This window comes from Cytophagaceae bacterium, assembly GCA_016722655.1.
Taxonomy (GTDB): domain Bacteria; phylum Bacteroidota; class Bacteroidia; order Cytophagales; family Spirosomataceae; genus Leadbetterella.
This window is the reverse complement of the sequence record JADKIR010000004.1, coordinates 2,153,982-2,166,182: the sequence shown is the minus strand read 5'-3', so window position 1 is coordinate 2,166,182 and position 12,201 is coordinate 2,153,982. Positions and strand designations below refer to the sequence as shown.

The window sequence follows — 12,201 nt, the reverse complement described above, 5'->3', positions numbered from 1 at the left end:
CCATTGATAATGAAATACTTATATTTGTTTTTTGCTGTTATATTTTTCCAAAAAAATGGTTTTTCACAAAAGCAATTGAGCCATTTTGTGTACCCTGTCGATACAATTACAAGTTTTAATAATTCCTATAGTTTTCCTGAGAATGAGGATGCCGTATTTCTTAACAATTATTCAGGAGCTTATATAATTGCTGAAGGACAGACAAGTTTTGAGCCTGTAAAAATAGCTGACGCTTTGATTGCCAAAGAGTTTGTTTTTTTTGAAAAAACTAAAAAAGGTCAGGGCTTCCTCGTTGTAAAGGATCCTTACGGCAACTACCATGTGGGGGGAGGAGATATCTTCAAACCGAGTTTTTTCTTTCAAATTTCTGGTCAGGTAAGTTATAAGCCTATTTTTAAGGTTGTTGAAGGAAATATTCTTTTTACCGATGAGAACAAACTTTATAGTGCTGATATTGAAGGAAATATAAAAACTTTGGCTGAAATGCCTTTGATAAAATCATTTGCCTTTGATGGTAAAAATCTGGCTCTTATTAACCTGACCAGTTTCCTGTATAATGACGCAAAAGTTGATTTGAATAAGGTTTGGCAGAATGATCATACTCAAATTGAATTGCTATTATATAAGAGTTATTTGTACGCTTATAACAACTACAATTTTTGGGTAATTGAAAAAAAGAATAGTAAAATTACAAATAAGAGTATTACGAGTGGCCTGACAATAGTAATTAATATTAGAAATGATAGTCTGATTGTAGGCTCTGCGGGTTATGTAGGAGGTTGGAGCTACCATGTTGAAGGGCCTAAATACACAAAGATTTCGGAACCCAGCTCAAAGCTGTCGGAAATTGTTAAAAATTGGGAGGGGGATTCGTTGAAAGTGAATAGTTTTTGCAAAAATGTTCTCTATGCAGGATGCGTAGATCAATACATTAAACTGGTTGATTTAAGAAAGAGTGATTCAACAATACTTAACATTAAATTGACTATTTATTCAGGTGGATCAGGAATCAAATCATTTATTTCTGGAATAAAATACTTGGGAAGCAAGGATAATCATTACTTGTTTTTATTCCAAAGTACATTTGGAGAAAAAAGATTAATAATTTATGATAGATTGAATTTTAAAATAACATCTCACAAGATTGCCAGGTTTTTGGATAATAAAATGTTGATTTATGAAACAAATGACTTTAATCTAAATCAATTAACTTTTCAAACTACGAAAACTCAACCTTTTTCTTCACTTCCATCAAAAGCAAAATCCTTTTTTACTCAGGAATCTATTTTGTTTAAAATCGGACAGAAAAACTTTGTATATAATTCTTCAAAAGGCAGCTTTAATTTATATGAAAATTTTGTAGATAATCCTTTATCTCAACAATTTATTCCTGGAAATTATGAGATGGGAGCAAATGTTTTTTTGAATGACACTGTTTATAATATCCCGACACAATATAAATATTCAACTAAATTTTATACATGTTATTTAGCGAAAACTAATACACCTTATTACATCAATTATCAAAGCGATTCGGTTAAATTTTTTGATTTAAAAACCCAGAATAGTTTTTTTATTTATTTAAAAGAAGTTTCCACTGGATATTTAAGTTTTATACACACCGATAGTGTTTTGTATGTATATTCTTTCGGAGGATTATATTATTTAAAAGATCAGAAATTAATCCTAATTAAGGAAGGTATAAACAATACCTCCCGTTTGGTTTTCAGGAATAAATTACTTGTAAATTATAAGCAAAATGAAAAGTACCATTTGGCTTTAGTGGATGGTGAAAATTTCACAGATTTAAAAATTTTCGAAGAACAAATCCAAGGATATCAAATATATAACAATACACTTTATATTATTCAAGTTAAAGGCAGGTACTGGAAATATGATGGAAAAGAAATTTCAATAATTCCTGGTTTCTCAAATGATTATTGGAATTATGAAATCAATTTTGCAAATAAAAATTTATATGTATTTGTTAGTAATAATATTTCGAATGGTGAAATTTACACCAATCTAAAACCTAATCAGTCTATAGCAAATGTACCTTCGCAAATTTTCAATCCTTCTTCAATTATTGAATTGGGTTCATCTTTGTACTTTCCGGCTTATGTAAAAAGCCTAATTCCTATCACCTCGGATAATTCGAATACTCCCAGGTTTTTAATAAAGTTTGATATTGAAAGTAAAAAGTTTTTCTATCTAAAATCAACATTACTATTTGATGTAAAAAGGCTTGAATTGCTGGATGAAAGGCTTAGGATTATTGGTGATAATTACCCATATAACCAAATATTAATCGACAAAGACGGTCCGTCTCATTTAACCGAAGGGTTTACCAAAATCTATGATTCACAGGTTAAGGATAATCGCATTTTTGTTTTCGGAAGTTATCAAAATCAGCCTCCTCAGTTGTATGAATTGAATTCATCAAAACCTTTTGATTATGAATGGGTAGAAATAAAAGATGAACCAATGGTTTCCAACCCCGAAGAACCAACGGACTTTGGGAAAGTAATCGTTTACCCCAATCCTGTCATCAATGACTTTGACATAAAATATCAAAATGTACCCGGGATATACCATATCGCCATATTTAACGAGGCAGGACAAGAGATGTATTTTCAACATGCCGGCGATATTATTGACCAATACGAAAAAACTTACTTTTCCTCAGCCTATTTGTTTTTAGAAAAGTCGCCAAGACAAAATATTACAGATATTATTAAAGCAGAGATTCTTAGTTATCCTCCCGGGATTTATTACCTGACATTATACTTTGATACCTATCAATGGAAAAAACATTCTACAGTGAGAATATTAAAAGTTGGAAAATAAACGCATAAAAAAACCCGAAAGCCTTCACTTTCGGGGTTTTTTCTTATAAATAATTACTCTCTTACAAATGTATTACCTCACCATAAGCAGCAGCGGCGGCTTCCATAATGGCTTCTGACATGGTTGGGTGTGGGTGTACCGACTTCACGATTTCCATACCGGTCGTTTCGAGGTTACGGGCTACTACAGCCTCGGCAATCATCTCGGTTACGTTGGTACCGATCATGTGGCAGCCCAGCCATTCGCCATATTTGGCATCAAAAATCACTTTCACAAAACCCTCAGGAGCTCCGGCAGCTTTGGCTTTACCCGATGCCGTAAACGGAAACTTACCCACTTTGATTTCGTATCCGGCCTCTTTGGCTGCTTTTTCGGTATAACCTACTGAAGCAATTTCAGGCGTGCAATAAGTACAACCCGGGATATTGTTGTAGTTTAATGGCTGAGGATGATGTCCTGCTATTTTCTCTACACAGATAATCCCCTCAGCTGAAGCCACGTGAGCCAAAGCCTGGCCGGGTACTACGTCACCAATGGCGAAATAACCTGGTACGTTGGTTTGGTAATATTTGTCCACCAAAATCTTGCCTCTGTCAGTAGCGATACCCACATCTTCCAAACCAATGTTCTCGATATTGGCGGTGATTCCGGCTGCAGAAAGTACTACATCAGACTCAATGGTAATCTCACCCGATGGAGTTTTTACAGTACTCACACATCCTTTTCCTGAAATATCAACCTTCTCAACACTAGAGTTTACATGGACCTCTACACCAAGTTTTTTATAATGTTTAGCCAGTTCTTTGGAGATATCCTCATCTTCAACCGGTACGATGTTAGGCATAAATTCCACAATGGTCACTTTGGTACCCATACTGGCATATACATAAGCAAACTCCACTCCGATGGCTCCCGAACCAATCACAACCATGCTTTTGGGCTGTGTAGCAAGACTCATCGCTTTGCGGTAATCAATCACTTTTTCGCCATCGATTGGCACATTGGGTAGCTGGCGAGCCCTTGCTCCGGTTGCAATAATTATATTTTTTCCTTCAACGGTGCTTTTGCTGCCGTCTTTGGCGGTTACTTCCACTTTTTTACCGGGAATTACTTTTCCGTAGCCGTCGATGATGTCGATTTTGTTTTTCTTCATCAAAAACTGAACGCCTTTGCTCATACCATCAGCTACACCTCTTGAGCGGGCGATAACTGCTGAGAAATCGGCAGAGGCCTCACCTACAGTGATACCGTAGTCTTTGGCATGTTGAATATATTGAAACACTTGTGCTGACTTAAGCAGAGCTTTGGTAGGAATACACCCCCAGTTGAGGCAGATCCCGCCTAGATTTTCTTTCTCTATCACGGCTACTTTCAAACCAAGCTGCGAGGCTCTGATAGCCGTTACATAGCCACCTGGGCCACTTCCGAGAATTACCACATCATACTGTGCCATAAGAAATTTGATTTTTTGAATAATTTGGCTGCAAATTTAGTGAATAAAATCGAAAGCAATATTGTGACTGATATTTTTGGATCTTTTATAAGCAAAAAGTAAAATTTTTAGGCGGGAAAGTACAAGTGAATTATGGCTTTTCCCTGAATATCCGAAATATACAGGGAAAAGTATCTTCTAAAATATTGATAAATCAAGAACCTATTTATTTACTAAACCTAGAAGATTGGAATAAAATCTTTCAATAATCTTTCCTGTTTTTCTTTTCAAGCTTTTCCTGCTTTTTCTCTTTTGCAGTTTTAGCCGGTTCTTTTTTGGCCTCTTTTTTGGTGTCTTTTGATTTTGCCATGATATTTTAAGTTTTAATGATACAGTTTTCTCTGGTTCTTTTACAAGAGTTTTCAGCCTTGTAAATCAACGAATGCAAGTTAAAAATATTTATGCAATTTCGGTAATTTCAAAAAAAATAGTGCTAAACGGCCGTTGCAATTCAAAACAACCCCAAAAACACTTTCGGTATCTCAGTTTCAAAACGCATGGCTTCTTTGGTTATAGGATGAGTGAATGATAGCACCCAAGCATGAAGACCCAGACGTTTTATGGGATTGGTGGTGGCTCCGTATTTGGCATCACCAATAACCGGATGACCCAGGTCCTGCATATGTACCCTAATCTGGTTCTTGCGGCCGGTTTCCAGGTTTACTTTTAGCAAACTATGACTTTTTGAAGCCTTGAAAGTTTCATAGTGCGTAACTGCCATTTGACCTTTTTCAGGATTTTTGGTCGAATACACTATCAAAGCTTTACTTTCTACCAAATAGGATATAATTGTCCCATTGGGTTCTTTTGGGTTTCCCTCAACCACCGCCAGATAGGTACGTTCCAGAATATTTTCATTCCAGTTTTCCTGCAGGACCTTTTGTATTTTTTCGCTTTTGGCATACATCATGATGCCCGAGGTGTCTTTGTCGAGGCGATGGACTATAAAAATGCGGTTGGCAGGGTCAGCTTTTTTCACATATTCGCTCAAAACACTATAGGCAGTGTTTTCTTTTTGTTTTTCGGTAGCCATAGAAAGCACCCCTGCTTCTTTTTCTATTACAATCAAATATTGGTCTTCAAATACTATTTTCAAACCTCTCAACCGCTGTTCTTCGGGTGGTTTTTCCCAACGTATCTCAACCTTTTGACCGGTTTTTATAGGCTGGTTAAACTGACTGATGACTTTATTTTCTACAAAAACATGCTTATCCCGTAGCAACACTTTTACATCGTTCCGACTTTTATGGGGCATTTTTTCCAGCAAAAAAATCAAAAGTTCGGCATCTTTTTCAACTTCGAGTTTGAGGTCGGCGGGTTTGCCTTTTTTCTTTTGTGAAAACTTCACTTTATAATCTTTCGTTTGCCTCATTAAAAACCTGGTTTCGTGCCAAAAGTCTGAATTGCCTCTTTTTTAAATTCAAGATTCAAACCTACAAATTTTTATTATCCCATTTTCCTGCTTTCGCTTTTTTTATCTTTTAATAATTTAAATGTTTTGTTGTAATTCCCTTAAAAATCCTTCAGATTCATAAATATTTTTTTGAATTCAAAAACTTAAAAGGCAGCAGTTTAAATGCCTCAATAAAATGCAATCTGAAATTTCCCAATTCCCATTATTGACCAATTTCATTCTGTATTATGAGTATTTGCTTTAAGTTTTTTCCATAAAAATCCTTACTTTGGTGTGAATTTGGGGTTATAGGTTACCAAATTTTGAAAATTCAATCTTTAAATATATTCTTAATTTATGAAAAAAATACTTCTGATAGTATCGGCAATGGCTGTTTCGGGACTAAGCTTTGGTCAAAAAGCCATTTATAAAGACGCCAGTGCACCGGTACAGCAAAGGATCCGGGATTTGATTTCGAAAATGACTCTCGACGAAAAAGTAGGTCAGCTCAACCAGGTTAACGGTGGCGTATTAACCGGTCCGGCAGTAGCCAATGACCCCGGGCAACAAGGCAAAGTGAAGCTTTTGAAAGAGGGCAAAGTAGGCTCATTTCTTAATGTAGTAGGGGCAGCTCAGACCAAAGAAGTGCAACGTATCGCTGTGGAAGAATCTCGTCTGGGTATTCCGGTGTTGTTTGGATTTGATATTATTCACGGTGCCAAAACCATTTTTCCTATACCATTGGCCGAAGCCAGTGCCTGGGATACTGAGGGGGCATTTAAAGCAGCCGAAATAGCCGCCAAAGAAGCCTCGAGCATGGGATTGCACTGGACTTTCGCTCCTATGATGGATGTGTCACGTGACCCGCGTTGGGGCCGTGTGATGGAGGGCTCGGGCGAAGACCCTTACCTACAGGCTCAATTGGCCGCTGCCAGAGTGAAAGGTTTTCAAGGCAACTTTGACGAAAATCATGTGCTGGCTACTATCAAGCACTTTGCGATATACGGTGCATCAGAAGCCGGCAGGGAATACAACACCGTTGACGTAAGCCGCTATGCCGCATGGAATTATTATTTACCACCGTATAAAGCAGCCGTAGAAGCAGGGGCAGCAACGGTGATGAACAGCTTCAACCTATTCGAAGGTGAGCCGGCATCGGGCAACAATTATCTGGTAAATGATGTGCTTCGTGGCAAGTGGGGTTTTAAGGGTATGATTGTGTCAGACTGGGCTTCTTTTGGTGAAATGATGGCCCATGGCTATGCAGCCAATGAAACCGAAGCCGCCATAATGGCCCTCAAAGCGGGCTCAGATATGGACATGGAATCAGGTGTAATGCGAAATACTTTGGCTCAGTCGGTTAAAGATGGCAAAGTGCCGGAAGCATTGCTTGATGCTGCCGTAGCCAGAGTTTTGGAACTGAAATTTAGGTTGGGACTATTTGATAATCCTTACAAATACCACGATGAAGTCAAAGAAAAAGCCAGTTTATTGACTGCAGAAAACCTTGCAGCAGCCAGAAAAGCCGCCGCAAACAGTATGACTTTGCTGAAAAACACAGATAATCTCCTTCCGCTTAAATCACCAAAAAGTATTTTGGTTTTAGGGCATTTGGCTGAAAGTCAAAACGATGTTCTGGATTTCTGGAAAGGTTTGGGAGATCATAAAAATACGGTAACCGTGCTGGAAGGATTGAAAGCCAAATATCCGGGAGCAACGATCACTTTTGTGAAAGGTGTAAATCGGGACGGAAAGCTGGAAACCGGTGCTGAGGCTCAAATAAAAGCAGCAGCAAAAAAAGCCGATGTGATAGTGGCAACTATAGGTCTTTATGGAGATTTGGCAGGGGAAGCCCGCTCATTGGGTAACCCTGAGCCATCAAAAGGTCAAATGGATATGCTGGCAGCTGCAAAACTCACCAATAAGCCTTTGGTGGTGCTGGTGCAGGCAGGTCGCCCGATGATTATCACCGAATTGATGGCCAAATACAATACCATTCTTTATACCTGGATTGGCGGCACACAGCATGGAAATGCCGTGGCTGACATTTTGAGTGGCGAAGTAAACCCGAGCTCTAAAACCGTTATGTCGTTCCCGGTGTCGGTGGGTCAGATTCCGGTTTATTATAACCATTACAACAGTGGTCGCCCTCATAAAGATGGCAACGAAGGCCCGGGTGATTTTTGGGTTTCAAGATATCGCGATACCCCTAACGAGCCTCTGATTCCGTTTGGGTATGGTTTGAGCTATTCAAAATTTGAATACAGCGACCTTAGCATTTCGAAACCTGAATTCAACCAAAACGAAAGTGTGACCGTAAGCGTAAAAGTAAAAAACAGCTCAAATGTTGATGGTACCGAGATTGTGCAGCTTTACATCAGAGACCTTGTGGCTCAGCCGGTTAGACCAGTAAAAGAACTGAAAGATTTCAAACGGGTAGCCATAAAAGCCGGAGAAACCGCTAGGGTTACTTTTGAGCTTCCTGCCACCAAACTCAGCTTTTATGATGCCGATGGCAACACTTTACTCCAAAAAGGCGACTTCAAAATCATGGTGGGTCCCAACTCCCGAGACCTGAGTGAAGTGAAGCTGGTGTTGAAGTGAGTTTGATTTTGCTTTTAATAATACTCTCCTGTTTCAATTCTTCTTTTAACAGGAGAGTTTTTTGTTCTAAATGCCAAAAAACATATCAATAAATTGAAATCTTTCTGAATGATAATTTCTTAGCTATCAAATTATTTCTTGACAAATTTCTAAAATCTATTATCTTTGTGCCTCATTTGAAAGGAATGCAAAAAAAGACTAATACATTTTCAAGCAAAACGTAACGTAGTTTCTGATATTTACAATAATCAGGAACGGTCGATTTTCGCCGTTCTTTTTTTTTCTACCCAGCCTGAGAGGGCGGGTGTTTTTTTTTAGTACTAAACATATTTAAACAAATACTAACCATGTCATTTCAATATTATACACAGGAAGGATATGATAATTTGAAAAACAAACTCCACGACCTCAAAACCAAAGGCCGTAGAGAAATATCACAAGCCATAGCCGAAGCTAAGGACAAAGGTGACTTGTCTGAAAACGCCGAATATGATGCAGCTAAAGATGCTCAGGGACTGATGGAAGGCGAGATATCGAAACTTGAAGTTTTGATGGCCAATGCCAGAATTCTCGATGAGTCAACCATTGATACTTCGAAGGTTTCGCTGATGAATAAAGTAAAAATCAAAAACGTGAAAAACGGTGCTTTGATGACTTACACCCTGGTGGCCGAAGAAGAAGCCGACCTGAAACAAGGAAAAATTTCAATCAATTCGCCGTTTGCCAAAGGTTTACTGGGAAAAGAAGTTGGCGATAAGGCTCAGATTCAGGCTCCTGCCGGAATGGTGGAGGTTGAAGTCGTTGAAATATCGATGTAAATAAATTTTGAGTACCGGGTTGCGAGTACCAGGTACCCTAAAAATATTAAAAAGAGGAGCTTTAGGGCTCCTCTTTTGATTTATCTTAGAAGAGATATATATCCTTTAAAGGTTTTGATGCTACCTTCCCGGCTTAATTTCTCAAATTTTACTGTAATCAGGTAATAATAAACACCTGTGGGTAAAAGCTTCCCGTTTGAATCCCGTCCGTCCCAGTCGAGACTTGATTCACTACCGGTGGCAACTTTTAAGCCCGTAGAAGCAAAAATATCATAAGAGATGGTATTGATAAATGCCGGGCAATTCATGGGGCTAAAAGTGTCATTCTTGCCATCGCCATTGGGTGAAAATACATTTGGAAAACTGATGTCCTCACAATTGTCAAAACAAATTTTATTACTCATGGTACTTTCACCACCCAGATTGCTTTTTGCTGAAATATAATAACAGCCGGCAAATCCATCTTTTGAATTACGTTTATGATTGAAAGTTGTACCCAATGCGGCGTCCTGAACAGCAATCAAGCGGGGTTCTTCGTCTTCATATCTCGAATAAAAAATACTGTATGAAATCACATCCTGCCGACATTCCCCGGTACCTGTTGAGGCCGGAGCATTCCAGGAGATTTTGTTGACAAATACATCATTGTTACAAAAATCCTCAGCGGTAAGTCCCTCACAACCTGAGCCTGAGCCATTTGGAGTTCCGACGAGGTCAGGCTTACATGGAGGAGTATTGTCAGCTGGGCTACCACAAGCAATCTGAGAGGCATTTTGGAGTAGTCCTAAAAGCGGAAGTTCTTCGTATAGGCCCCGGGTTATCACGTAGTAACAATAATTTTCTTTATTTTGAATTTCAACCGAAATATCCCCATCATCTGTTTCGGTATCTTTACCTTCATCGATATATGTGAAAGAAGAAATTCCTCCTACTTCCAGCTTTTTAATCAAATTAAAAGAACCAGCTTTTTGTTTATCTTCTCTATAAATCAAATGAACCTGATTGTCGTTTTTCCAGGGCACATTGGCTTCCCATTTAAGTTTGAGTTTTTTATCTTCCGGACTCACATCGAGTCTAACTGAAGTAGCCTGAGGCGATGTGCTGTATAGTTTTTCTGATTCTGTATAAAACTCTACTTTGTAGCGATAAATATTGTCTTTGGTATTTAGACCCTTGTCCACAAAAAGAGTATCAACGGAGCCATCAAATGCAGTCACCTGAGTGTGAACCAATTCAAAGCTTTCACCCCCTAATCCTATGGTTCTCAGAAGTTTATAAGCATAAGGCCCTTTGTCGATTTTTGAATCAAAATCAATAGGTTTGGTCCAGTTGATAGTAATTTCGCCTGTTTGAGGATCGGTTTTGTCAATAGAAACTTTGGTAATTACATTCATACCTTTTTTAATTTCGCTACCCACACAAAACTCTATCGATGGCGAGCTTTGCATTTTCACAAAACTATTAACCGGTATTTCTGTAACCAATCTGTAACTATAAATTGCACCTTTTTCGGTACTGAGATCGGTATAAGTTGTGTCTGAAGTATTTACCGAAGTCAACAAGGTGTATCCCCAATCAGCAGGCATACCTGCAATACATTCACCAGGGTTTAAACCGCTGCAACCATTTTTTCTATAAACCAAAATTTTTCCCTCTGTCTTACATCCTGTCACTGCTTTCCAGGTGAGTTTTACGCCTGTTTCCTGTTCAGTAGCAACCAGGTCTTTCGGAGTAGGTGGCAACACGGTGATTTTCATGGTTTTAATATCAACCAAAGACGTGCTAAAACGCCCTGGTGAATCTTCCACTTTAAATAGTACATCGTATGGTTGATCACGCACATGAAGACAGTTGGTATTCCAGGCAAAAGTACCTGTTACGAGTTTATTGGCAGGTGTTGATTTAAAAGTCGCAGCTTCGGGCTCTATAAACTTTATTGGCAATCCACTGGCATCAAGATTATAAACTCCGCCTGAACTGGTAAGCTTTAATGACTGGTCGTCCTGATCTTTACCTTTCACCTCAAATTCTGCTCTTTTCCCTGCTTCCACACATACTTCATCGGGTACTTCCAGAAGTGGTCTTTTGTTGGTAGATTCCACCACAATAATCTGCATATCTCTTACTATCTCCCCTATTTTCAAATAGTTACCACTTGGGGCTTTCCTCCATTCTTCGATGATAAAAGCCACATTGTATTGCCCTATTTCCCTTGGAGCATCCCATATTAAGTCACCTGTGCGGGGGTCAATCCTGAAAGTAGCCGGACCACTACCTGCCTCATTAAGAATCGGAGCCGGACCTACGGTACTTGGGTCAAGATAACCCTCAATAAATTCTCCGACACCGGTATCGGTGCCCTTGTCTCGTTTGGGAGTTGTAAGCCTGTAAGATAAGCTATCGCCATCAATGTCAAAGGCCCCCGGATTATGAATAAATTTGGAGCCTAATGAGGCGGAGTCTATAGGAATATTTAGTAAAACCGGAGTACTGTTAAGTCCAAAACTCGGGTTAATATTTATGGAGGTTTGTACAAAAAAACTGATGTTTTCAGACGGTTGAGGCAAGTTTATTGTCCGTTCGTTTCGGTTTACGATTCCACAACTGATCGTGTATTGCCCAGGTGCCGGAAAAGTAATTGTAGTATCATAAACATTGCACATTGTGGCAGGATTTATCAGGAATTTCTTTTTTCGGCTTACTTTATAAATCTCCGGTTTGGTAGTCGAAAAACCAAAATTGAAAGTAACGGTTTCCTGTCCATCGTTGGCGGGCTTACCATTGATTTGGTCAGTATAGGTGGTAAGGGTGATTTTGTAGGTGAGCTGGCTAGAAGAAACCCTCGTGGCGGTTATTTCTCCCGCACGCAGGTGTGTGGCCCAGGATACCAAAGGTGCCAAAATAGCCAAAACCAATATTAAGAGTAGTTTTTTGTTCATAAAATTTTCCTTCTGGTTTTCCATATACTTTAATACGTAGAAAACTTTCAAATAGTAAGATTTCAAAAATAGCCATTTGCTTTTATTTAACGACTCCTGAAGTGAATT

Annotated in this window: 6 protein-coding genes; 3 read left to right on the top strand and 3 right to left on the bottom strand. The window is 38.7% G+C overall.

Features of this window, described 5'->3' with window-relative positions; genetic code table 11:
* Nucleotides 1-9 precede the first annotated feature (9 nt).
* Nucleotides 10-2,847 (top strand): hypothetical protein, encoded by a 2,838-nt coding sequence (locus IPP61_09920; GenBank protein MBL0325481.1) that lies wholly within the window; start codon nucleotides 10-12, stop codon nucleotides 2,845-2,847.
* A gap of 61 nt (nucleotides 2,848-2,908) precedes the next feature.
* Here IPP61_09920 and lpdA read toward each other — a convergent pair whose 3' ends face one another.
* Complete coding sequence (gene lpdA, locus IPP61_09915) at nucleotides 2,909-4,300, bottom strand: dihydrolipoyl dehydrogenase (protein MBL0325480.1); 1,392 nt, start codon at nucleotides 4,298-4,300, stop codon at nucleotides 2,909-2,911.
* A gap of 490 nt (nucleotides 4,301-4,790) precedes the next feature.
* Nucleotides 4,791-5,711: an RluA family pseudouridine synthase gene (locus tag IPP61_09910; protein MBL0325479.1), complete on the bottom strand. Its 921-nt coding sequence runs from the start codon at nucleotides 5,709-5,711 to the stop codon at nucleotides 4,791-4,793.
* A 378-nt stretch (nucleotides 5,712-6,089) separates the two neighbouring features.
* Here IPP61_09910 and IPP61_09905 point away from each other — a divergent pair, with 378 nt between their 5' ends.
* Both IPP61_09905 and greA read left to right on the top strand, forming a co-directional pair.
* On the top strand, nucleotides 6,090-8,336 hold the full coding sequence (locus tag IPP61_09905; protein MBL0325478.1) for a glycoside hydrolase family 3 C-terminal domain-containing protein: 2,247 nt from the start codon (nucleotides 6,090-6,092) through the stop codon (nucleotides 8,334-8,336).
* Between the two features lie 347 nt (nucleotides 8,337-8,683).
* Complete coding sequence (gene greA / locus IPP61_09900) at nucleotides 8,684-9,154, top strand: transcription elongation factor GreA (protein MBL0325477.1); 471 nt, start codon at nucleotides 8,684-8,686, stop codon at nucleotides 9,152-9,154.
* 80 nt (nucleotides 9,155-9,234) lie between these two features.
* Here greA and IPP61_09895 read toward each other — a convergent pair whose 3' ends face one another.
* Nucleotides 9,235-12,093 (bottom strand): gliding motility-associated C-terminal domain-containing protein, encoded by a 2,859-nt coding sequence (locus IPP61_09895; GenBank protein MBL0325476.1) that lies wholly within the window; start codon nucleotides 12,091-12,093, stop codon nucleotides 9,235-9,237.
* Nucleotides 12,094-12,201 lie beyond the last annotated feature (108 nt).

Coding starts and splice junctions, on each gene's coding strand:
- IPP61_09905 (MBL0325478.1), top strand. CDS start 6,090: ATGAAAAAAATACTTCTGATAGTATCGGCAATGGCTGTTTCGGGACTA.
- IPP61_09920 (MBL0325481.1), top strand. CDS start 10: ATGAAATACTTATATTTGTTTTTTGCTGTTATATTTTTCCAAAAAAAT.
- greA (MBL0325477.1), top strand. CDS start 8,684: ATGTCATTTCAATATTATACACAGGAAGGATATGATAATTTGAAAAAC.
- IPP61_09910 (MBL0325479.1), bottom strand. CDS start 5,711: ATGAGGCAAACGAAAGATTATAAAGTGAAGTTTTCACAAAAGAAAAAA.
- IPP61_09895 (MBL0325476.1), bottom strand. CDS start 12,093: ATGAACAAAAAACTACTCTTAATATTGGTTTTGGCTATTTTGGCACCT.
- lpdA (MBL0325480.1), bottom strand. CDS start 4,300: ATGGCACAGTATGATGTGGTAATTCTCGGAAGTGGCCCAGGTGGCTAT.